The organism is Methylomicrobium lacus LW14 (assembly GCF_000527095.1).
GTDB lineage: Bacteria > Pseudomonadota > Gammaproteobacteria > Methylococcales > Methylomonadaceae > Methylomicrobium > Methylomicrobium lacus.
Genome location: NZ_AZUN01000001.1, coordinates 2,297,274 through 2,320,644 on the forward strand (window position 1 = coordinate 2,297,274; position 23,371 = coordinate 2,320,644).

Sequence of the window (23,371 nt, forward strand, 5' to 3'; positions counted from 1 at the left end):
CTTGCCGAAGGCGCCGCGACCCGATGCAAAAAACGCCGCCATTAAAGTGCGCAGACATTTTGGCCAACGCCGGCGGGCAATTGACATCCACCCGCATCCTGATTTAGAGTTGGTCGTTGATACACATCATGACAATAACAATAACGATTGGGAGCGCACAATGGCAAAACCATTAATACAATTGGCACTGGATTCTCTGGATTTCGACCAAACCCTCAGCCTCGCCGAACAAACGGCGCCTTATGTCGATATTTTCGAGATCGGCACGCCCTGCATCAAACACAACGGCGTCGAACTGGTCAGAACGTTGCGGGAAAAATTTCCGAACAAACTGATCCTGGTCGACCTGAAGACGATGGACGCCGGCGAATACGAAGCGACGCCTTTTTATGCGGCAGGCGCGGACATTTGCACCGTGCTCGGCGTATCCGGACTCGCGACGATCGGCGGCGTGATCAAGGCGGCCAGGGCGCACAATGCCGAAGTGCAGCTCGACCTGATCAATGTGCCCGATAAAGCCGCCTGCGCGCGCGCCGCGGCAGAACTCGGCGCGCAGATCATCGGCGTGCATACCGGTCTCGACGCGCAAGCCGCCGGCCAAACGCCGTTCGGGGACCTGCAAGAGATCGCCGACCTCGGCCTGGATGTCAGAATTTCGGTCGCAGGCGGCATCAAGCCTGCCACCATTGATCAAGTCGTCAAGGCCGGCGCGGACATCATCGTGGTCGGCGCGGCGATTTACGGCGCCCCCTGCCCGGCGACGGCCGCCAAACAGATCCGTCAGCTCGTGGACGGCACCATCGGCTCGCCGCATCAAACGCTGATCCTCAACAAAATCAAATCGATCCTGGAAGCCACCGACGACAACCTGCCGGTCAAGCTGACCCACATGCTCGACAACGCCAAGCGCGTCTATGTATCGGGCGCTGGACGTTCCGGCCTGGTCTGCCGCTTCTTCGCGATGCGGCTGATGCACAGCGGCTACGATGTCAGCGTGGTCGGCGAAATCGTGACCCCGAGCATCAAAAAAGGCGATCTGTTGATTATCATTTCCGGCTCAGGCGAAACCGAGCAATTGATCGCGTTCACGAAGAAAGCCCGCGAAGTCGGCGCGCAAATCTGTCTGATCTCCGCCAAGGGAGGCTCGACGATCGGCGAAATGGCCGACGAGGTGATCCAGGTCGGCGCATCGGACCAGTATGTTAAGGTCGTCGGCATGCCGATGGGTACGGTGTTCGAATTATCGACCCTGTCTTTCCTCGAAGCCCTGGTATCGCATCTGATCCACGAAAAAGGCATCGCCGAAGAAGTGATGAGATACCGGCACGCCAACCTCGAATAAGAGAACAACGATGACTATCAGAACCAAACTACGCTGGGGCATTCTTGGCGCGGCGCGCATCAACGAGCGCCTGCTGCCGGCGATCGTCGAAGCGGAAAACGCGGAACTCGTTGCGATAGCGAGCCGCCGGCCAGGAGCTGCGGCCGAAACGCTGGCCAAATACGGCCCGGATCAAACCCGGGCCCGCGCCTATGTCGATCTTGAAGACCTGTTGAACGACGCCGAAGTCGATGCGGTGTATTTGCCGATGGCCAATCACGAGCATGCCCACTGGGCGCTGCGCGCGATCGAAGCCGGCAAACATGTGCTCTGCGAGAAGCCGATGGCCTTGACCGTAGACGATATCAGCACGATAGAAACCGCCGCGCAGCAACATGGGGTCACCGTGATGGAAGGCTTCATGTACCGCTTTCATCCCCAACATGCCCGCGTGCAGGAACTGGTCAATTCGGGCCTGTTCGGTGAAGTCCGCTCGGTCAGGGCGACCTATTCGTTCATGATGCGTCCGGCACGCAGATACCGGCTCGAACAGCCGATCGAAAACGGCGGCGGCGCCTTGTGGGACATCGGCTGTTACGCGGTGCATTCGGCGCGGATGTTTTTCGAGGACGCGCCGGTCGCGGTATCGGCCGTTTCGAGTTATGTCGGCAGCGGCGCCGATATTTCGAGCAGCGGCGTGATCGATTTCGGCCGCGGCCGCTTTGCGCAATTCGACTTCAGTTTCGAACGCGCGCGCCGCTCCGAATACGAGGTGATCGGCAGCAAAGGCGGCATCAAATGCCACACGGTCTGGCAATTGCCGGGCGACATCCCGATCATTTCCTGGTGGACCGAAGACGGCCGCCAGTGCGAAGAAAGACTGCCGCCGGCGAATCATTTCCGTCTCGAAATCGAACATTTCAGCGATTGCGTATTAAACGGCCGGGAACCCGCGCTGTCGCTGGATGACGCAAAGGATAACTGCCGGATTCTCGAGGCCGCGATGCAGTCGGCCGCCGAAGGCCGGCTGATCAAACTGGGTTAACAGAGACAACTTTCAACAACACGCGAGAGGCAAACATGGCGGATTACAAGAAATACCATTGCAAAGAATGCGAGCACATTTACGACGAAGCCAAAGGGGACCCGGACAGCGGCATCGCGCCCGGCACCCGCTGGGAAGACATTCCGGACGACTGGGAATGCCCGATCTGCGGCGCGCCGAAAAGTTTTTTCAAGCTGCTCGAATAATCTTTTCTTTTTGCCGTAGCGCCCGATAGAAAAGGTAGGGTGCTACGGCCCCGATCGAATGCTTCAGCGTATGCCCGCTGACCGCGCCGAATAAGTCATACAGTCCCGCATCAAAATACTCCGCGGCCTTCGATAGTGCATAGGCCGCGATCACACCCCAGTAGAAAAGGTTTCCGTCCGGGCCGGACTTGAACAGCCACAGGATCACCGGGGTCAGAATCATCGGCAATCTGTCCCAGACCAGTGTCCGATTGTCCGGATGCAGATGATAATAGGAAGAGCCGATTCTGGTCAGAAACACGCCGAAAAAAAAGTGAAATAGATCCAGCGCAAATCGGCTAAGCCTCCCGTCGGCATCTGCATAACAAGCAGCCGCATGCCAATCCACCCGATCAACAGATACGGAATATTCGAAATCACATTGTAAAAATTCGGCAGCCCGGCGATCAGACGCTGATCCGCGAAGCGATGATAGGCCGGGTCCTGAGGAATCGGAGCAAAATTGAAGACCGCGATAATCGAGGCCAAGGTGATGATCCCTAGGACCCTGATGCGATGATCGTGATGCATGTTAGCCCCCGACTGTTCAATGCGCGGGCGCTCCTTATTTGTCCTTGCCTTCCTGAAAAAGTTCTCCTGCCGCGCCAAGACAACAACGGAGCTTAGCCGCTTCTTTACTCTAAACAATGTTCATCATCATGGCGCGGATTATTGACCCGGTCGCTGACCGGATACAGGCGCATCCCGTCATAAGCAGAATGCGCCAGGAGCTGATCCAGACTCTGCTGCGACTGCCGCGGATCCAGCCAGAAGCGGTAATTTTCGGCATCGATAATCACCGGCATCCGGTCATGAATAGTCTGCCCCAATGCATTCGCGGCGGTCGTGATGATCGTGCAGGAATACAGCGTGTCGGCGCCATGCTCCCAATGCTCCCACAAGCCCGCAAAGGCGAACAACCGGTGGTCTTCCCGGCAGATATGGTAGGCCTGCTTGCCGTTTTCGGTCTTTTGCCATTCATAGAAACCGGTCGCCGGAATCAGGCAGCGCCGCTTGTGATAAGCCGCCTTGAACGACGGCTTTTCGCCGAGCGTTTCGGCCCGCGCATTGATCAGCGAATGCCCGATTTTGCTGTCCTTGGCCCAGGAAGGCACCAGCCCCCAATCGAGGCTGACCGCGCTAAGGCCGTTCCGATCCGGCTGCACAATGCCGAGAATTTTTTGCCCTGGCGCGATGTTGTAGCTGATCTTATAGCCCGGCACCGATTCCAGACCGAAGGTTTCGATCAATTGTTCGGGCGTTGCCAGCATATTAAAGCGTCCGCACATCATCAATCTCCGTTGCCATAGACGTGCCTGCGGTCAGGAAATCGTCAAATTTCACAAGGTAAAAACGGCTCATTCGCGGTAAAATAACAGGCTTTTATTTTTTTCACCAGAGAATCATTATGAACCAAGAGAGCATCAAGCTGATTCAAAATTATTATGCCGCTTTCAACGCCGGCGATATGGATACTTTTTTGAACCTGTTGACCGATGACGTGATTCACGACATCAACCAGGGCAAGCGCGAGATCGGCAAGGATGCGTTCAAGCAGTTCATGGCCTGCATGAACCACAACTACAAGGAACAACTGGTCGATATGGTGATCATGGCAAGCGAAGACGGCAAACGCGCCGCGGCCGAATTTGTGGTGCTCGGCGAATATCTGCAATCCGACGAAGGTCTGCCCGCCGCGAACGGCCAGAAATACCGCCTGCCGGCCGGCGCATTTTTTGATATCCGCGACAACAAGGTCGCGCGGATCACGAATTATTACAACCTGAACGACTGGATCGCGCAGGTTGGCGGTTAAATAACAGGGAAGATTGGGTTAACAGCTAATGCTTTGGCTTTGGCTTTGGCTTTGGCTTTGGCTTTGGCTTTGGCGTTAACCCAACGTACTGAATGCTGGAGTGCCTGTTGGTTAGCAACCCAACCTAAACAGTTACCTCCAGCCGTAATTAATTTGGAAAATCATCATGTGTAGGATGTGCTTTTCCGGTAATCTCAGTATTAACCTCTTCCTCTAAAGTGCCTGGGCAAGCAGGATGGCCAAATCCGGAGGCACTTTTACCGCCCACGATGTCATAAATGATATTATCGGCGTATTTATCTGCCCCGGGAACATCGCTAAGCCCATTATTTGCTATCAAATTATTACGAACCCGCAAGGCAATATTGTGGTCAGCACATGAAGTATCACCGCTGACACCGATCGCGCCAACAATTTTACCATTTTTCCAGAGTGCGAGCCCCCCTCCGAAACGGTTGTTGCCGCCGGGTATTCCTCCAATGGCCGGATCATTGGCCGCTCCCCAACGCGCAGTCGGCCCTTGATAGACGACAGCAGGATTGACCGGATTGCTTTGATCAAGACCCCAAAGAAACTGCCCTGGCTGTGTTGGATAAAATAATTTCGCGGTGGACCAAATGCCAGGAAAATCGGGAATGGTCAAAGAATTTGCAGTATAGGCTTTCTGCATCGAAATGATCCGGCTCGCCGGCCATTGCGCACGATTATCAGACCCTGAGTAGGTTACGGCACAAACGTGTCCAAATTTGTCTACCAGCGTCGCCCACATGGGAACTTCGAGTCCTCCGTTTGCTGCTCCATTTGCTGGACCGCTAGTGTATTTAGATAAGGTACCACCGGCAGATGCAGGCACTGACGCTTTCAAAGCTGCAGTCAAATCAGCATAATCGGGCAGATCCTTACATCCCTTTTTATCTTTATCTGCAAAGGCATGAGCCGAAACCAATGCCAGACCGCCTGCCAACACAATCGTTTTTAATGCTTTATTCATTTTTGAACCCCTTATCAATCGTTGGAATTTGATGCTACAAGTTATCAGTCACTCTAAAATTTATAAGGACGAAGACAACTTGATAGTGCCGACGTGACAATTTGTCTTGGTCTTAATTTCAAGATTATAATTGTCGGAGCAAGATTCTAGCCGCTTGGTCTTTCTTTGTAAATTTTGCTTAACTTCTAAGTTCATTCCACTAAGCATTTTTTAATAATTTCCACTTCGAATCCTCTAACACCGTGAAAAATAAAAAATTTTATTTCGCTCTTATTTCGCTGTTTTTGATCGCTGCCGCTTTGGTTGCGCTCAATTTCGATCGACTTTCAAATTTAACGGAGTCTGCTGAAGCGCCAGACAGCTCCGCGGCACCCGCTCAATCAACTTCAAGCCCTACAACTCCGAGCAGCACCAATCAAATCAACGATCTATTGCGGCAAGGCACGCAGGCGCCATTGGCATCCAACAATCCGGAGGGGATCGATGACACCCAGGAAGACTTGGAAACATTGCAGGAGGCCTTAAACGACTTTTATTCGGCTGAAGACGAACAAGACCGCGAGGCGGCGCTGATGACTCTGGGCGAATATCCCGATCCCAAAGCCAAGGAAGCGATACTTTATGCGCTGAACGACCCGGAAGACAGCGTCCGGGAGCAGGCGGTCAATCAGATCACCAGTTGGGAAGATGAAAAAGAACGCCAGCAAATGCTGCTGACGGCCTTGACCAATGACAAGCCCGATATCGTGGTGCTGACGCTGGAATCGATTTCAGAACTCGATGACCCGGCGTTGATGCAGAAAATCAAGGAGCTCAGCAACGATAAAAACGAAGACATCAGCGAGGCCGCGAAGACTGCGCTGGAAATGGCGGACTTCGACTAAATCTTACCTCTACCCGATTGCCGGAAACCTTGTCCGGCAGTCGGACCTGAACTCATTTTCCAACGATCCACTTCACATGCGCGATCATGTCCTTGAGCGAATTTTCTCGGATCGTCTGCATCAATTCCTTCACCTTGAATTCATGATGCCGCTCATAAGCAACGCCGTGCTGAGGCATATCGGCCAGTCCTGTCTCGCGGGCATGTTCGATGAAGCCGCTGTTTTTCCAGAAGAACGCGCCGGGCATCGTGGTCGGAATCACCAGCACGAAGAACAGCGAACGGCTGAAAACGCTGCTGGTCAGCATCAACAGGCATAACATCAGGCCTGCAATCAGGCCGAAACCATCTGAAAAGCCATGGACGGTCAACAGGAGAGCGAGCGACAGGCTCGTTACCAGCAAGGCATTACGGAATATATATGACTTACCGTATTGGGTCACCTGGCGATAATACGATGCCGCACCTTCGTGGTTGCTGTGTTGCATTTCATGGGCATGCGCCAGATGGCCAACGCCTTCCAGCGCCAGTCCTGTCATTATGATGAAGACGAGTATGTGCAGCAATATTTGGGAGCTTTCGGCAGCAAGCGGCTGTGTCAGCACACAAACCGAGGCAATGATCAACGCCCCCAAACTGAGCATGGAACCGAAGAATGCCGTTCCGGTTTGCCAGTGATTCCAAAAAGGCCGGGCTGGAATTCTATAGAGTTTGTACATATAGAATAAACCGATTGCGCCGCCGGCCACGCCGATCAACGCGAAACCGTTCGCCAGAAACCGGGCAAAAACATGATCGAATAAGGCAAAGAAGACATAACCCAGCAGACCGGTATAAAACAGCGAAACCCCAGCGATCTCCCGGCTCACCGGCGACCATCTCAGATTATTGAAACCCCGGTAAAAACGATGCGGTTTGCCGAGGTGCATGTTCAATTTGAACAGCCCCGTCGTTGCAATCATCACCAAGCCGGTCAGCAAGGGCCATTTGAGATACGGTTCCTGCAATGCCGCCAGCGCAGGCAAGCCCAGCCAGGAAGCCGCTATCGTCATGATAAAAGCCCCGACCGTCGCCTGGGTGCATAACGTGAAGATGACATGCGCGCTCTCATGGCTGGTCAGCAGTTTTTTCAAATTCCAGTGCTTTTCCCATCGGTGCTTGTCATGGACGGTCGCCTTGAATTTGCCTTTTTCCTCGTCGTCGCGCAGATATTTCAGCGGCACCGCATCGGTGCGGGTGACTTCCTTCGGCATCGGGCGGTTTTGCTGAAAACGGATGTTGGGATGGGTAATATCGGTGGACGGGAAGCCCGGAATCGAGGTTTTAGCCTGCACCCGGTTTTGCGGAATGTTTTCAATCACCCCGAAATCCAGCGCATTGCCCAGGCAGGCGGCGACGCAGGCCGGCTTCAGATTGACTTCTAGACGGTCGACGCACATATTGCATTTGGACACCTCGCCCTTAACCGGATCGAGTTGCGGCGCGTTATAGGGGCAAACCCAGGTGCAGTAGCCGCAGCCGAAACAGATGTCGGGGTCCTGCAGCACCGCGCCGTATTCGGCGAACTTGGTGTAGGCGCGGGTCGGACAGCCTTTCAGGCACACCGGATCGTCGCAATGATTGCACGCCATCGAGATATTCAGGCGCTTGTAATCGGGATAAGAACCGCCTTCGACGAAGCCCACGGAACGGTAAGCCAGATGAACAGGCAGATCGTTTTTTTCGCTGCAAGCCGATTCACAGGCATGGCAGCCGATGCAGTTGTCGGCGTTAAAATAAAAGCCGTGCTGTTTATAGCGGTTGGGATTTTCTCCTATGACGGGAATGTTATTGATGTTCAGGCTGCTGTTTCTCAGTTCGCTGGCTTTATGGGTCAGCTCGATATTCTGTCCATAACGATTTTGTTTTTGCGCCGCCTTGTCATTTAAAAAAGCATACTTGGGCTCGTCTGCTCGTACTTCAGCCATCATGATCTCCGATATTAATAGGTGCGCGATTCTTTGTTTAGCTGGGCGGCAATTTGCTGATCGACCTTTTCAATCCTGACCGCCTGCTGCTTGAATGCGGGCTGCCTTGAGTGGGGATCGAGCAGGCCCAAGGTGAGCCGGTTGACGCAATCGAAAAAATGAAACGGAATAAACACCATGTTTTTGGGAACGCGCTGAGTCAACATCACCATCACCACCGCATCGCCCCGGCGCGAGACAGCGCGTACATAAGATTGATGCTCTATACCCAGGGCCTCCGCGGCTTCGGGATTCATCTCCATGAATGGGATCGGGCTAAATTTGTTGTTGTTGCCGATTTTTCCGGTCTTGGTTCGGGTATGCCAGTGCTCGACCAGACGGCCGGAATTCAGCCAGAACGGATAGTCGCCATCCGGTACTTCATTGTTATTGATAAACGGCAGCGGAATCAATTTGGCCCTACCGCCTTTGTAGCGAAAGGATTGAGACTGCGTGTACAGCCGCTGTTCGCCATTGACGCCCTGCTTCGCCTGGTCTTCGGTATAGGGCCATTGGATGCCGCGCTTTTGTTCGATCAGATCATGGCTCATGCCCGAAATATCGCAAAGGCGGCCCTTGGACAGCTGCTTCATTTCCTCGAACACGTCGGCGGGACGATCCGGAAATTTAATCTTCTGTCCTTGCTCAAAACGCTTGGCCAGCAGATTGAAAATTTCCAGGTCCGATTTCGAATCGGCGTAAGGAGCTTTGACCTGGCGGGTAATGTTGACCCGACGTTCGGTGTTGGTAAACACACCTTCCTTTTCCGCCCAGGTCGCCGCAGGTAAAAAGATATGAGCGTATTGATTCGATTCCGCGTCGGCGTAACAATCCTGCACGATCAGGCATTCCAGTTTTTTCAGGGTTTTGCGTATGCGCGCGGTGTCGGGCATCGACGTCATCGGATTGGTCGCAACCAGCCACAAGCCCTTGATCTCGCCGGCTTCAATGGCGGGAAATATGTCGGTTTCGGTCAGGCCGCGCTGCTTGGGGAAAAACTCGGGATCGATGCCCCAGAATTTTGCAATTTCCTCACGCTCCTCCGGCTTTTCCAATGCCCGATAACCGGGCAAGCCGGAACAGGAGGACCATTCGCGCGTCCCCATCGCATTGCACTGGCCGGTGATCGACAAACTGGTGCCGCCGGGCTTGCCGATGTTGCCGGTGACCAGATTCAGATTGTTGATACCGACGACGCCGTCCGAGCCGTGGGTGCTCTGGTTGATGCCCATCGTCCAGATACTCATCGCGCGGTCCGCCTTGGCGTAATATCTTGCGACTGTGCGGATGGTTTCGGCGTCGATGCCGCAAATCATTGATGCAGTCTCAGGATCGTAGTTTTGCACTTCTTTGGCCAGCTCCTCGAAGCCGGTGGTGTTGGTATCGATATACTCGCGATCTTCCAGACCTTCGGCCAGAATCACATGAATCAGCGCATTTTGCAGCACGACATCGGTGCCCGGCGTGATCGGCAGATGGATATCGGCAAACTGCGCCAGCATCGTCACGCGCGGATCGACGACGATCAACGGAAATTTGCGTTTTTCCAATGCTTCCTTCAAACGCCAGTAAATGATCGGATGCTGTTCCGGCAGGTTCGAACCCCAGGCAATCAGGCAGTCGGTATGCTCGAAATCCTCATAGCATCCCGGAGGGCCGTCCGAACCGAACGAGCGTTTATAGCCCGACACCGCCGACGCCATGCACAACGTGGTATTGCCGTCGTAATTGTTGCTACCGATGACGCCGCGCGCCAGTTTGCCGAGTGTATAGAACTCCTCGGTCAGGAGTTGCCCCGTCGAAACGATCGCGAAGGCGTCGCGCCCGTAGGTGCGCTGAATCCGCTTGATTTCCGACGCCATTTTATCCAGCGCCGTGTCCCACTCCGCATCCTGGTAGGGCTGGTATATCGAGTTTCGCAGCAAAGGCTTCTGGCCGCGTCCTGGGGCTTCGAACACCTGATATTCGAAAATCCCTTTGAGACACAGCTTGCCGCGATTGACATCGGCGCCGCCGACGCCCCGAGTCGCCACCGGTTTACCCTCGGCATTGCTGCCGATTTCAATCGAACAACCGGTGGAACAATAGCCGCAAGTTGAATACGTCCATTTTACGACGCCCTTATCGGCCATCTTGATCGGATTTTTTTTATTTCGTCCAAATAGCATAAATCGTCAACTCTGTTGTGTGATCATTCGTCCTTTGCTTTGCCTCTCCTCGTTCTCACGCGCCGCGTCACTGCCATTAAGTTAAGGATGGCCGGTCCCTTCTCCCTCCGGGAGAAGGCTAGGATGAGGGGATCAAAATAAAGTATTTTTCCTTATTTTATTCCCCTCACCCCTACCCTCTCCCGAAGGGCGAGGGAGATAACTGCCTTAACTTAATGGCAGTGACGCGCCGCGTGGGCATGCGGTTTAGGCGCGCCCGCGCCGCGGCAACCAGTCCGCAGCGCGGCTGGACTCGGTTCCCACGTAGCACGCGGGAACCGGAAAAGGGGCGCGATACCCTGAAGGGCATAAATGCGCACTTTACATTGGCCATCAATCCGGCAAAAACACCGTACCCTGGGCAAAAATCACCGCGCTGCCGCCGACCCGGAGGGTCAATTGCGCCTTGCCCTTGTGATCCATTTCGATGTTGATCACGCTGCGGCGCGAGTTCTCGTCGCCGCGGTCCACCGCGAAGGTATGGGTGCCCTTGCGCGTCTGCTCGAACGAACACAGGTAGGAGGCGAAGGCCGGTACCGCCGCGCCGACCGGCGGATCGTCGTCATGGCCGATGTGCGGCCCCAAGAGGCGCAGGTTGAAATCGGAATCGGAATAAGGCGTTTTCGGCGCGAACAGCAGGATTTCCTGCGCGGCGGTCTGCGGCGCGGCGGACCGGCTCCAGGCCGCGTAATTGAAGCGCGCCTTGCGCACCGTTTCATATTTCCAGACCGGCACGACCAGATACGGCATGCCGCAGGCGACCAGGCGCGCCGAATATTTGATGTGATCGAGATCGGCTTGCTGGATCGACAGCACGGCCGCCAGTTCCTCGTCGGTCGGCGCGAAGCGGTCGATGATCGAGGACACCTTGTTCGTGAACTGCACGAACATCGGCTTGCCGTTCTCGGCGGTGATGTTCACCTCGATCGGCCCCGCATTCTGTTCGAACACGACCGGCGTGACCGGATCGTCGAGCTTGATGTCGCCGCACAGCCCGAGCACATAGGCGGTCGCGATGATCGGGTGCCCCGCGAAATCGACCTCGGCCTTCGGCGAAAACATCCTGAGTTTGCGCAGGTCGCCGCCGGGATGGAAGACGAAAACGGTCTCCCACAGATTCAACTCGTTCGCGATTTTTTGCATCTCAACGTCGCCAAGGCCGTCCGCGTTCGGGAACACCGCGATTTGCGCGCCGTTGAAGACCTGCCGGGTAAATACGTCGGCAATGTAATACTGATATTTCATCTTTAGTCTCCGATGCCGACTGCGACCCGGCCGTTTTCAATCCGGATCGGGTACACGGGCACCGATACCGCCGCATCCTCCACGCAGACCCCGGTCTGCAGGTTGAAATGCTGTTTATACAAGGGCGAGGCGACCACGATCTGGCCGTTGATGTCGCCGATCATGCCGCGCGACAGCACGTTCGCCTGACCGATCGGATCGTAATTGCCGATCGCAAACACGGCCTGTTCTTTCGGCATGAAAAAAATCGCCACCTGTTGTCCATTTACCAGCGCGCAGACGCCCGAATTGGGCTGAAGGTCGTCCGCGCCGCACACATCGATCCATTCGGTCATTCCACCTCTCCCGTTATGGTTTCTTGTTCTGTTTCAGAAATCAGTTTGAAATGCTTGCGCTCGTCCTCACCGGCCGGCCTAAACTGGCCGCGTTCCTCGACGAACAGCACGTTGTCGTCCTGCGCATCGCTGTTGATGAAATGGCGGAAGCGCTTGAGCCTCGCTTCGTCGTTGATCGTGGTCTTCCATTCGCATTGATAGGTGTCGATCACGTATTGCATCTGCTGTTCGAGTTGTTCGCACACGCCGAGCTTGTCGTCGATGACCACCGCTTTCAGATAATCGAGACCGCCTTCCATGTTTTCCATCCAGACCGAGGTCCGCTGCAGGCGGTCGGCGGTGCGCACATAAAAGATCAGGAAGCGGTCGATCAATTTGATCAGGGTTTCCTTGTCGAGCCCGGTTGCGAACAGATCGGCATGCCGCGGCTTCATGCCGCCGTTGCCGCAGACGTAGAGGTTCCAGCCGGTTTCGGTCGCGATCACGCCGACGTCCTTGCCTTGCGCTTCCGCGCATTCGCGGGTGCAGCCGGAGACCGCAAACTTGATCTTGTGCGGCGAACGCAGGCCCTTGTAGCGGTTTTCGAGTTCGATCGCGAGGCCGACGCTGTCGTCGACGCCAAAGCGGCACCAGGTGCTGCCGACGCAGGATTTGACCGTGCGCAGCGACTTGCCGTAGGCATGGCCGGATTCGAAGCCGGCATCGATCAGGTCCTTCCAGATAGCCGGCAGCTGCTCGACGCGCGCGCCGAACAGATCGACGCGTTGACCGCCGGTGATCTTGGTATACAGCATGTATTTCTTCGCGACCTGGCCGAGCGCGATCAGCATGTCCGGCTTGATCTCGCCGCCGGTGATGCGCGGCACGACCGAATAAGTGCCGTCCTTCTGCATGTTCGCCAGGAAGGTATCGTTGGTGTCCTGAAGGCCGAGGTGATCGTTTTTCAGGATGTAATCGTTCCAGTAAGAGGCCAGGATCGAGCCGACCGCCGGCTTGCAGATGTCGCAGCCACTGCCCTTGCCGTATTTTTCGAGCAGTTCGTCGAAAGTCGTGATTTGCTTGACCATCACCAGGTTGTACAGATCCTGGCGGGTGTAGGGAAAGTGTTCGCAGATGTCGGTATTGACCTCGTAACCGTGCTTCGAAAGTTCGGAGTTCAATACCGATTTGAGCAGCGCCGCGCAGCCGCCGCAGCCGGTCGAGGCCTTCGTCTCGGCTTTGAGTCCTCCGATCGTGGTGCAGCCGCCGTCGATAGACTGGCAGATGTCGCCCTTGGTCACGTTATAGCAGGAGCAGATCGTCGCGGACATCGGCAATGCATCGGGACCCAAACCGACCGATTCGTCGGAGCGGCTCGGCAGAATCAGCGCGTCCGGATTTTCCGGCAGTTCGATGCCGTTCAGACAGTATTGCAGCAGGGTGCCGTAGCCGGACGCATCGCCGACCAGCACCGCGCCGAGCAGGCGTTTCTTGTCCTGGCTGACCACCAGGCGTTTATAGACTTCGGTCGCGCCGTTCTGATAGGTATAAACCATCGCGCCCGGCGTTTTCGCATGCGCATCGCCGATGCTGGCCACGTCGACGCCCATCAGCTTCAGTTTGGTGCTCATGTCCGCGCCGGTGAAACTGCCCTCGCCGCCGGTCAGGTCGGCGGCCACGGTCCGCGCCATCGCATAGCCGGGCGCGACCAGGCCGAAGATCATGCCGTTCCAGAGCGCGCATTCGCCGATCGCGTAGATATTCGGATCGGAGGTCCTGCATTGATTGTCGATCACGATGCCGCCGCGCGGCCCCATGTCAAGACCCGAGGCCCGGGCCAGTTCGTCGCGCGGGCGGATGCCGGCCGAAAACAGGATCAGGTCGGTTTCGAGCTCTGTGCCGTCCGCGAAACACATCTTATGGCGGCAAGTGTCGCCGTCCTTGATCACGCTGGTGTTCTTGCCGGTATGCACGTCCACGCCGAGCGCTTCGATTTTTTGCCTGAGCATCGCGCCGCCGGACTCGTCGAGCTGCACCGCCATCAGCCGCGGGGCGAATTCGACCACATGTGTTTTGAGGCCCAGATCGGTCAGCGCCTTGGCCGCTTCCAATCCCAGCAGGCCGCCGCCGATCACGACCCCGACCTTGCCGTCTTGCGCGGAAGCGGTGATCGCTTCGAGATCCTCGATCGTGCGGTAGACGAAACAGTGCGGGCGCTCATGCCCCGGCACCGGCGGCACGAAAGGATAGGATCCGGTCGCCAGCACCAGCTTGTCGTAGGCGACCGTAACGCCTTTGGCGGAACTGACCGTTTTGGCGGCCCGGTCGATGCTCGCGGCCTTGTCGCCGAGGTGTACGGTGATGCCGTTTTGCTCGAAGAAACCCTCCTCGACCAAGGACAGATCGTCGGCGGTCTTGCCGCTGAAAAACGAAGAGAGATGCACCCGGTCGTAAGCCGCTCTCGGTTCTTCGCAAAAAGTCACGATGTTGTAATCGGCTTGTTTGCCGCTGGAGGCAAAGCTGGCCAAAAAATTCTGCCCGACCATGCCGTTGCCGATCACGACGATTGTTTGTTTTGTACTCATGACACCCTCAATCAACAGATTAACGCCCAGTACCCAACCTAAGCAATATGCAGGCCATTTTATATAACCCATTGTTTATTATTATTTTTATCAAAAACCGACAAAACCGCTAAAGAATACCGCGCACAAATCGCACGACAATGGTGCATTCATCCGCCAATCGGCCATCCGGCACCCTTTAATAGTGCACGGCAATCACCTTTAGTGCGTAAAGCCTCGATCCAGGCCAAGCCGGAGACAGCACAGACCGAAAATCATCCGTGAGAAGGCATTACAGTGGGTGCGACGCCCACGTCGCGATTGAAAACAAGTCGCAAGTCGCGACGTGGGCGTCGCTCCCACAAACGACTTGTTATCTCGGGGATAGGAGTCAGTTCGACTTGAGCAGGAAATACAGCGTCACCAGATTGGCGACGAGGAGGAGAAGAGCCAGCGTTTTCCAGACCAGCAAGGGATTTTGCTGCATCAGCGGCAACGCTTCCTCGGCGGTCAAAAACTTCGGATTCGGGGTGGAAAGGTCGTAAAGAAATTCGGACAGGTCGTCGTAGCGGAACTCCGGCTGGATCGAGGTCGCTTTTTTCAGCGCGCCGTCGATCCAGACCGGCACCATCGGATTGCAATGAATGCTCGGCACATAGCGGAGTTTGTCCAGATTCGTCCGGTTCGGTTTTTCCGGCATATCCCGGCCGAACGGCAGCGCGCCGTTGATCATTTGATACGCGATCACGCCCAATGAGAACAGATCGGACTTGATCGAGCCGCGCAGGCCCAGATGGTATTCGGGCGCGGTATAGTTCAAGGTGCCGAGGATGTTTTCGGGGGAGCCATGATCGAGCGGAGTCATCTCGGCGATGCCGGCGATCTTGACCGAGCCGAAATCGATGATCTTGAGTGAGCCGTTAGGGTCGAATACGATGTTTTCGGGCTTCAAATCCTGATGCAGCATCTCCATCCGGTGGAATGCCCGAAGGCCCAGTGCGATCTGCTCGATGATTTTCCTGACATCCCGGATCTCGGGCTTCGGATTCGCCTGCATCCATTCGGCCAGGGTCGGCCCTTCGAGATATTCGGTCACATAATAGAGGCAGCTTTTGTCGCGGTCGGAGCCGAGTATTTTGACCACATGGTCATTATGAATGCGCTTGCCGGCCCATTCTTCATGCAGAAAATGCTCGATGTAATGGGTGTCGTCGTCATACAGTACGGACGGGGTTTTCAGGATCACCCGCATGCCGGTTTCGGTGTCGAGCGCGCGGTAAATCTGCGTGCGCTTGCTCGCATGCATTTCCGCCTCGATCCGGTAGCCGTCCAGAATCATGCCGGGGCTCAAAGGCGGCGGAAACGGCAACTGGCTCTGGCGGCGCAGAATTTCGTCTTCCTTCAGCAGCGGCAGTGCCTCGATCCTAAGCACTTGGCAGGTCAGGTTGTCGTCGCTCCGGTTTTGCGCGGCCAGATCGACCAGGCTCTGCGCCAGACCGTCCAGATCGCCGCCATCCAGCAGCCGCTTTTTTAACGACTTCTGATCGATGAAGTCATGCACCCCGTCGGTCGTCATCACAAACAGATCGCCTCTCTGCAAGGGCAGCGCCTGGTAGTCGACCTCCAGGCGCGGCTCGATGCCCATCGCCCGGTTCAGATAATCGCGCTCATTGCCGGCACGGACCCGGTGGTCGCGGGTCAGCTGCTCCAGGTTGCCGCCCCGCAGCCGATAGATGCGCGAATCGCCGACATGGAACAGGTGCGCGGTGTTCGATTTCAGAACGATCGCGCTGAGCGTGCTGACCATGCCGTGCGTCGACTGATAACGGCGCTGGCCCTGGCTGTACAGCCAGGAATTGGTCGCCGACAGAATCTTTTGTCCGGCGTATTTGACCGACCAGGATTCAGGTGTGCTGTAGTAGTCGTCCAGAAACGCCGCGACACAGCAATGGCTCGCCTCCCTGCCCGCATCGCAGCCGCTCATGCCGTCCGCAATCGCCGCCGCGATGCCTTTGTAAGCCAATTGATGATCGTCCGGAATCAGGGAACCGGCAAAGTCCTGATTCTCTTCCTTGACGCCCGGCTCGCTGGCAAAGGCAATGCTGACGGATAATTTGGCTGAAGTCATGAAGAACGGCTATCAATTCACTTCAATCATCTCGATCGTGCCGTCTTCCTGCACCTCGACCATATGCCCCGCCGGCTCGTCGATGTACTGCACCGCGACCATCACGAAGAAAGCGACCGCGCCGATCACCAGGAAAAACTCGGACGGGGTCACGAACGACAGCACGGTCAAAAACATCACGCCGCCGACGTTGCCGTAAGCGCCGACCATGCCGGCGATCTGGCCGGTCATCCGCCGCTTGATCAGCGGCACCATCGCATAGACCGCGCCGCAGCCGGCCTGCACAAAAAAGGAGCAGACCAGGGTGACACCCACCGCAGCCGAGACCGGCCAGGACGCATTGATCTGCGACATGCACGAGAAACCGATCAACACGCCCGCGGTCACGATCGTCAGCGACAGCTTGCGGCCGAAACGGTCGCTGAACCAACCGCCGCCGGGGCGCGCGACCATGTTCATGAACGCGAAGCTGCCGCCCAGAAGCCCCGCCTGCACCATCGTGACGCCTTGCGTTGCATGAAAGGTATTGAAGAAAAACAGCGGCAGCATCGACACGACCGCCAGTTCGGCGCCGAATGTGATCATATAAGATAAATTCAGAATCGCGACCTGCTTGAATTTGTATTGGTGAATGGCTTCGACCGGCTCGAAGACATGATCCTTGTTCACCTGAACAATCTTATGGACGTTGTACAAAAACAAGACCCAGATGGCCGCATGGATATAATAGGCGATCATGCCCGGCAACAGGCTCACGCCGGCCGGGGACAATTTCCAGGTCAGCACCGACAAGGTCGCATACAGAGGGATCGTCATCACGATATAAAAAATCAGATCGCCGACGCTGGTCACTTCCATCGCGCCCGCCTTTTTCGGCTTGAAATAGGTCGATCCTTTCGGCGTATCGGTGACGCTGAAATAATAGATGAACGCATACACCAGCGCGATCGCGCCGGTGCTCGCGACCGCATAGCGCCAGCCTTCATCGCCGCCGAACAGCAGCGCGATCAGCGGCAGGGAGCCCGCAGCCGCCGCCGAGCCGAAGTTGCCCCAGCCGCCGTAAACGCCTTCGGCGATGCCGATCTGCCGGGCCGGAAACCATTCGCCGACCATCCGGATGCCGATCACGAAACCGGCGCCGATAAAGCCCAGTAAGAAGCGGGCCAGCGCCAATTGCTCAAAACTCTCCGCCAGCGCGAACATGAAACAGGGAATGCTGCCGAGCCCCAGCAGTATCGAATAAGTGCGTTTGGGGCCGAACTTGTCGACCAGGATGCCGATCACGATACGCGCAGGAATGGTCAACGCGACGTTCAGGATCAGGATCGTCTTGATCTGCGAATCGTCCAGATTCAAGGTCTTGGCGATCACCAGCATCAACGGCGCATGGTTGAACCAGACCACGAAGCTGATAAAAAACGCCAGCCAGGTCATGTGAAGAATCTTCATTCTTCCCGAAAAGGACAACAGATTAAAATTTGCGCTCGACATGATGGATTTCTCAGAAGTTAATCGATTGAGCTATGCACAAGCAGGTTGCATGCCAATTCAATCCTCGTTCCCGCGCGCTGCGTGGGAATACCGTCACGACGCGCCAGCGTCGCGAGGCGGGACGCCGGCGCGTCCGCCCTGGGTTCCCACGCGGCGCGCGGGAACCAGAAAATCGCTTCGACTTCGCTCAGCGAACGCCTTAACTTAATGACAGTGAAGCGCCACATGGGAAAGCACCAAAGCAATGCCTATTGCATCAACATGGTGCGCTTTGCCACAATAGTGAAGCGAAAAGAGGCCGGCGTCTGCGCCATGTGAATGATGCTTGTGCGCCGCGCACCGCTTTATTGCCGGGACGGGAATTGAATCCCTCTTTATCGAGGAGGGCCTGACGGCTTTCGTCGCTTTTTTTCGCCTGTCACATCGCCGATTAAATTCGCATGTAACATTTCTTGAGTAAACTAACCGGTTCAGGTTCGATTGACAGCTCGATTCTGTCAAATCTATTTAAACCGAACGATTCAGTTATAAGTCACTCTTCCCCGCCGAGATTATCCGTCATGATGACACCCAAATTCCTTTCCTCCAACCTATCGACACTGCGCGGCATCGGCCGTGGGACCTTACTGGCAGGCGTTTTTGCCTTACTGGCGTTGTCGGCCGGCGTTATGTACTTGCGGGCCGCGCCCAAGCCGACTGAAACCGGCCAAGCGCAACCTGCGGCGGCATTGACGGTGACCCGCGCCGCGCCGCAATGGCGGCAATGGTCCGAGACGATCGACGCCTCGGGCACCATCGAGCCTTGGCAGGAAGCGGTGATCGGCGCGCAGTTGTCCGGATTGCGCTTGGTCGAAGTGCGGGCGAATGTCGGCGACGCGGTCAAACGCGGTCAGTTGCTGGCGCGTTTCGATGCCGACATGATCAGCGCCGACCTGGCCCAGCTCAAAGCCAATCTGGCCCAGGCCCAGGCCACGGCGGCGCAGGCCGAAACCAATAAACAACGGGTATTGAAGCTGAAAAACGCCGGCAGCCTGAGCCAGCAGGAGATATTGCGCTATGAGACCGAAGCGGAAACCTCCCGCGCCCAGGTCGAAGCGGTCAAGGCCCAGCTGGCTGCCAAACGGCTGGAATTAAGCTATACCGAGGTGTTGGCGCCGGACCACGGCATCATCAGCGCCCGCCAGGCGACGCTAGGCTCCGTGACCGCCGGCGGTCAGGAGCTGTTTCGGCTGATACGCCAGAATCGTCTGGAATGGCGCGGCGAACTGACCGCCGCGCAAATGGCGCAAACCCGCCCCGGCCTGCACATCAGTCTTAGCCTGCCGGACGGCAGCCGTGCCGAAGCCCGCTTACGGCAACTGGCCCCCGCCCTGAACCCGCAATCCCGTCTGGGCATCGTCTATGCCGACCTGCTTCCCGGCAGCAAGGCGCGCGCCGGCATGTATGCCGCCGGCCTGCTGCTGCTGACCGAGAGCCCGGCGCTGACGGTGCCGGCCGCCAGCGTGGTGATCCGCGACGGCCGCAGCTATGTGTTGAAACTGAAAAGCGCCGACGCCGTCGCTCCGGTCGCTTTGCATCCGGTCGAGACCGGCCGCCGGCAGGACGCCGAGGTCGAAATCGTCAAAGGCCTCGGCGACACCGACCGCATCGTCGTCGAAGGCGCGGGCTTTCTGAACGACGGCGATAGAGTGCAGATTGCCCCGGCCCCTGCCGCCGGCAGCGAGGGTTAAGCGATGAATCTGGCGACCTGGTCCATCCGCAATCCGATACCGGCGGTGTTGTTGTTCATCATGCTGTCGTTTGCCGGCTTGCGCGGCTTTCAGCAGTTGTCCATCCAAAGCCTGCCGGACCTCGATCTGCCCGGAATCATCATCCAGCTCAGCCAGCCCGGCGCCGCGCCGGCGCAGCTGGAAACCGAAGTGGCGCGCAAGGTCGAGAATTCCATCGCCACCTTGTCCGGCCTCAAGCATATCCGCACCTCGATCACCGACGGCCTGGTGCAAATCAGTGCCGAATTCGTGCTGGAGAAGAAACTGTCCGACGCCTTGACCGAAACCAAGGATGCCGTCGACCGGGTGCGCTCGGATTTACCCACCAGCGTGCAGCAACCCAGCGTCAGCGCCGTCGTTGTCGGCGGCGTACCGACGCTGACCTATGCGATTGCCTCCTCAAAGCTGGATGAAGAAGCCTTATCCTGGTATGTCGATGACACCGTCGGCAAGACCCTGTCCGGCGTGGCGGGGCTCGGCCGCTTCGAACGTCTGGGCGGCGTGCAGCGCGAAGTCCAGGTGGAAGTCGACCCGGTGCGGATGGCGTCGCTGGGCGTGACGGCCACCGATGTATCCAGGGCGCTAAAACAGGTGCAGCAGGAATCCTCCGGCGGACGCGGCAATCTCGGGCTAGCGGAACAATCGCTGCGCACCTTGGCGACGGTACGTCAGGCATCGGAACTGGCGGCTATGCCGATAGCGCTGGGCAACGGCCGCGACGTGCGTCTGGAGCAAGTCGCCACGGTCAGGGATACCGTGGCCGAACGTACCCAGGTGGCCTTGCTGGATGGCAAGCCGGTAATAGGCTTCAATGTTTACCGCGCCAAAGGCCATGACGAAACCCGAGTCGCCGAAGGTGTGCAACAGGCGTTGCAACGTTTGCAGGAAGCCGATCCAAGCATCAGCGTAACCTTGATTTCCGGTTCGGTCGATTATGCGCTGGAACAGTATGAGGGTTCGATGACGATGCTGTACGAAGGCGCGCTGCTGGCGGTGCTGGTGGTATGGTGGTTCCTGCGCGACTGGCGGGCGACGCTGGTGTCGGCATCGGCCTTGCCCTTGTCGATCCTGCCGACCTTTGCGGTGATGCATTGGTTGGGTTTTTCGCTGAACATGCTGACCTTGCTGGCTTTGGCGATCGTGGTCGGCATCCTGGTCGACGATGCCATCGTCGAAATCGAAAACATCGCTCGTCATGTGCAGCAAGGTAAAACGGTACGCCAGGCCGCCGCCGACGCGGTCGACGAAATCGCGCTGGCGGTGATCGCCACCACGCTGACGCTGGTGGCGGTCTTCATGCCGACCGCATTGATGAACGGCATTACCGGGATGTTTTTCAAGCAATTCGGCTGGACGGCGGTGGTAGCGGTGCTGGCATCCCTGCTGGTCGCGCGCTTGCTGACGCCGGTGCTGGCGGTGTTTCTGCTTACCGACCGCCATCATCCGGCGACGCCGGACGGCAGGCTGATGCAGGCTTATCTGCAAATGGTGCGCTGGACGCTGACGCAGCGCAAGACCACGCTGGGGTTGGCGACGCTGTTCTTCGTTGTCGCCTGCGGCATGGTGCCGATGATTCCGGCCGGCTTCGTACCGGCCTCCGATCGCGGTTATACCTTGGTGCATTTCGAATTGCCGCCCGGCAGTTCGATAACCGATGCCAGTCGGGTGGCGGAAGCCGTGCGGGTGGCGCTGAAACCGGTAGCCGGCATCGACCACCTGTTCACGGCGGTCGGCAGCGGCCATATAGCCGACGGGGCCCTGATCCGGGCCGGCGAGGTGCGCGAGGGTTCATTGACGCTGACGTTGCAGGAACGCGACCAAAGGCCGTCGCAAACCGAAATCGAACAGGCGGTGCGTCAGGCCTTGCGTGATGTCGCCGGCGCGCGTTTCTCCCTTGGCGTCGGCGGTCCGGGCGAAAAGATGTCGCTGATTCTGTCCAGCGAGAATGCCCCGGCGCTGAAAGCCAGCGCCCAGGCATTGGAACGGGACCTGCGCAGCATCGGCACGCTAAGCAACATTACCAGCACCGCGAGTCTGGAACGCCCGGAAATCGTGATTCGGCCCGACTGGCAGCGCGCCGCCGAACTGGGTATCACCGCCGAACTGATAGGCGAAACCGTGCGCATCGCCACCAGCGGCGATTTCGACACGCAACTGGCCAAGCTCAACCTGGACAACCGGCAACTTGGGATTCGGGTGCGGATGGCCGATGCCGCCCGCCGGGATTTGCAGGTGCTGAGCAATCTTAGGATCAAGTCCAGCAACGGCCTGGTGCCGCTGTCCAGCGTCGCCGAGTTATCGCTGGCTGGCGGCTCGGCGCAGTTGAACCGTTACGACCGCCGCCGCTTCGTCACCGTCAATGCCGAACTGGGCGGGATGTCGTTGGGCGCCGCCTTGGCGGCCGCCAAGGCGCTGCCGGCGGTGAAGAACATGCCGTCCGGCGTCAAGCTGATCGAGACCGGCGATGCGGAAATGATGGAAGAGATGGCCGGCGGTTTCGGTTTTGCGATGTTGACGGGCCTGCTTTGCGTGTTCTGCGTGCTGGTGCTGCTGTTCAAGGATTTCTTCCAGCCGCTGACCATCTTGTCGGCGATTCCGCTGTCGCTGGGCGGAGCGTTTATCGCGCTGTTGATCACCGGCGGCGAGTTGAATATTCCCTCGATGATCGGTTTGATCATGCTGATGGGCATCGTCACCAAAAACTCGATTTTACTGGTGGAATATGCGCTGGCGGCAAGGAGGGAGCGCGGCTTGTCGCGGCATGACGCACTGGTGGATGCCTGCCATAAGCGGGCCCGCCCGATCATAATGACCACGGTCGCGATGATTGCCGGCATGCTGCCGATTGCCCTGGGTTTCGGTTCCGACGCCAGCTTCCGGCAACCGATGGCGATTGCGGTGATCGGCGGCTTGCTCAGCTCCACGCTGCTGAGTTTGCTGGTGGTGCCGGTGGTGTTTACTTATGTTGATGGGTTGAAGCAAGGGTTGGGACGCCTTAGTCGGCAGGGGAAGGTGTCGGTGGCGGGGGCAAATTGACCGGTTTTATTGGTTGGGACCGGCCTTGCTGCAATTTCGAAACTGCCGTTGGTGATGAGTTTTATACATTGGCAACAAGGCCAAAAACCGCCAACCAAATGCACTAAACAGATGGCAGGTCAAACTCGGAAAGTAGTCATTCGTATCGTTAGTCATTTGTCGCGCCGGTTTTTGACGTTGGCTTTATAGTTTCGTTAACCTTTGTGTGTTAGTGTCGGTTGAAATTTGACTATCTAACGGCGTCAACAGCACACGATGCAAAAGCCGCTTTATCACGCGTAATTAAACCCAGATCGTGTTTTAAGTCGTG

The 23,371-nt window shown here is 57.1% G+C and carries 18 protein-coding genes; 7 read left to right on the forward strand and 11 right to left on the reverse strand.

The annotated features are described in order from the left end of the window. The first annotated feature begins 160 nt into the window (after positions 1-160). Genes hxlAB through METLA_RS0110440 form a run of 3 tightly spaced genes read left to right on the forward strand, consistent with a single transcriptional unit; the run spans position 161 to position 2,572 of the window. Positions 161-1,342 (forward strand): bifunctional 3-hexulose-6-phosphate synthase/6-phospho-3-hexuloisomerase, encoded by a 1,182-nt coding sequence (gene hxlAB / locus METLA_RS0110430; RefSeq protein ID WP_024298501.1) that lies wholly within the window; start codon positions 161-163, stop codon positions 1,340-1,342. Between the two features lie 10 nt (positions 1,343-1,352). Next, a complete protein-coding gene (locus METLA_RS0110435; RefSeq protein ID WP_024298502.1) occupies positions 1,353-2,366 on the forward strand; it encodes a Gfo/Idh/MocA family protein in 1,014 nt (337 codons plus the stop codon). Between the two features lie 35 nt (positions 2,367-2,401). Next, entirely contained in the window at positions 2,402-2,572 is a 171-nt protein-coding gene (locus METLA_RS0110440; protein WP_024298503.1) for a rubredoxin, read from the forward strand. Here METLA_RS0110440 and METLA_RS23530 read toward each other — a convergent pair. From METLA_RS23530 to METLA_RS0110455, 3 genes are all read right to left on the reverse strand, one after another. Continuing rightward, positions 2,556-2,873: a hypothetical protein gene (locus METLA_RS23530; RefSeq protein WP_024298504.1), complete on the reverse strand. Its 318-nt coding sequence runs from the start codon at positions 2,871-2,873 to the stop codon at positions 2,556-2,558. The genes METLA_RS0110440 and METLA_RS23530 overlap by 17 nt on opposite strands. Continuing rightward, positions 2,864-3,142 carry a hypothetical protein gene (locus METLA_RS23535; protein WP_024298505.1) on the reverse strand — a complete coding sequence of 93 codons (279 nt, stop codon included), beginning with the start codon at positions 3,140-3,142 and terminating at the stop codon, positions 2,864-2,866. The genes METLA_RS23530 and METLA_RS23535 overlap by 10 nt, the downstream gene beginning before the upstream one ends. Positions 3,143-3,246: 104 nt before the next feature. Then, a complete protein-coding gene (locus METLA_RS0110455) occupies positions 3,247-3,900 on the reverse strand; it encodes an SOS response-associated peptidase (RefSeq protein ID WP_024298506.1) in 654 nt (217 codons plus the stop codon). 119 nt (positions 3,901-4,019) lie between these two features. Between METLA_RS0110455 and METLA_RS0110460 the strand changes: the two genes are divergently transcribed. Then, positions 4,020-4,427, forward strand: a complete 408-nt coding sequence (locus METLA_RS0110460) for a ketosteroid isomerase-related protein (RefSeq protein WP_024298507.1) — start codon at positions 4,020-4,022, stop codon at positions 4,425-4,427. Positions 4,428-4,575: 148 nt separating this feature from the next. Here METLA_RS0110460 and METLA_RS0110465 read toward each other — a convergent pair whose 3' ends face one another. After that, positions 4,576-5,418, reverse strand: coding sequence for a GlcG/HbpS family heme-binding protein (locus tag METLA_RS0110465; protein ID WP_024298508.1), 843 nt, complete (start codon positions 5,416-5,418; stop codon positions 4,576-4,578). 242 nt (positions 5,419-5,660) lie between these two features. On the opposite strand from METLA_RS0110465, the gene METLA_RS0110470 reads away from it, so the two are divergent. Continuing rightward, positions 5,661-6,302 carry a HEAT repeat domain-containing protein gene (locus METLA_RS0110470; RefSeq protein ID WP_024298509.1) on the forward strand — a complete coding sequence of 214 codons (642 nt, stop codon included), beginning with the start codon at positions 5,661-5,663 and terminating at the stop codon, positions 6,300-6,302. A 52-nt stretch (positions 6,303-6,354) separates the two neighbouring features. On the opposite strand, the gene METLA_RS0110475 is transcribed toward METLA_RS0110470, so the two are convergent. The 7 genes from METLA_RS0110475 to METLA_RS0110505 all read right to left on the reverse strand — a co-directional run bounded on the left by METLA_RS0110475 (position 6,355) and on the right by METLA_RS0110505 (position 18,256). Continuing rightward, complete coding sequence (locus tag METLA_RS0110475; protein WP_024298510.1) at positions 6,355-8,268, reverse strand: DmsC/YnfH family molybdoenzyme membrane anchor subunit; 1,914 nt, start codon at positions 8,266-8,268, stop codon at positions 6,355-6,357. Between the two features lie 14 nt (positions 8,269-8,282). Further along, complete coding sequence (locus METLA_RS0110480; RefSeq protein WP_024298511.1) at positions 8,283-10,475, reverse strand: molybdopterin oxidoreductase family protein; 2,193 nt, start codon at positions 10,473-10,475, stop codon at positions 8,283-8,285. 372 nt (positions 10,476-10,847) lie between these two features. After that, the gene (locus METLA_RS0110485) at positions 10,848-11,759 is read right to left on the reverse strand and encodes a PhzF family phenazine biosynthesis protein (protein WP_024298512.1); all 912 of its coding nucleotides are present in this window, start codon (positions 11,757-11,759) and stop codon (positions 10,848-10,850) included. Between the two features lie 2 nt (positions 11,760-11,761). Then, positions 11,762-12,094: a nitrite reductase small subunit NirD gene (gene nirD / locus METLA_RS0110490; protein WP_024298513.1), complete on the reverse strand. Its 333-nt coding sequence runs from the start codon at positions 12,092-12,094 to the stop codon at positions 11,762-11,764. Then, the gene (gene nirB, locus METLA_RS0110495) at positions 12,091-14,658 is read right to left on the reverse strand and encodes a nitrite reductase large subunit NirB (protein WP_024298514.1); all 2,568 of its coding nucleotides are present in this window, start codon (positions 14,656-14,658) and stop codon (positions 12,091-12,093) included. Before nirB ends, nirD begins: the two co-directional genes overlap by 4 nt. A 370-nt stretch (positions 14,659-15,028) precedes the next feature. After that, positions 15,029-16,765: a bifunctional protein-serine/threonine kinase/phosphatase gene (locus METLA_RS0110500; RefSeq protein ID WP_024298515.1), complete on the reverse strand. Its 1,737-nt coding sequence runs from the start codon at positions 16,763-16,765 to the stop codon at positions 15,029-15,031. Between the two features lie 12 nt (positions 16,766-16,777). Next, entirely contained in the window at positions 16,778-18,256 is a 1,479-nt protein-coding gene (locus tag METLA_RS0110505; protein WP_024298516.1) for a NarK family nitrate/nitrite MFS transporter, read from the reverse strand. A 560-nt stretch (positions 18,257-18,816) separates the two neighbouring features. Between METLA_RS0110505 and METLA_RS0110515 the strand changes: the two genes are divergently transcribed. Next, positions 18,817-19,986 carry an efflux RND transporter periplasmic adaptor subunit gene (locus tag METLA_RS0110515; protein ID WP_024298518.1) on the forward strand — a complete coding sequence of 390 codons (1,170 nt, stop codon included), beginning with the start codon at positions 18,817-18,819 and terminating at the stop codon, positions 19,984-19,986. A gap of 3 nt (positions 19,987-19,989) precedes the next feature. Beyond that, entirely contained in the window at positions 19,990-23,061 is a 3,072-nt protein-coding gene (locus METLA_RS0110520; RefSeq protein ID WP_024298519.1) for an efflux RND transporter permease subunit, read from the forward strand. The last annotated feature ends 310 nt before the right edge of the window (positions 23,062-23,371 follow it).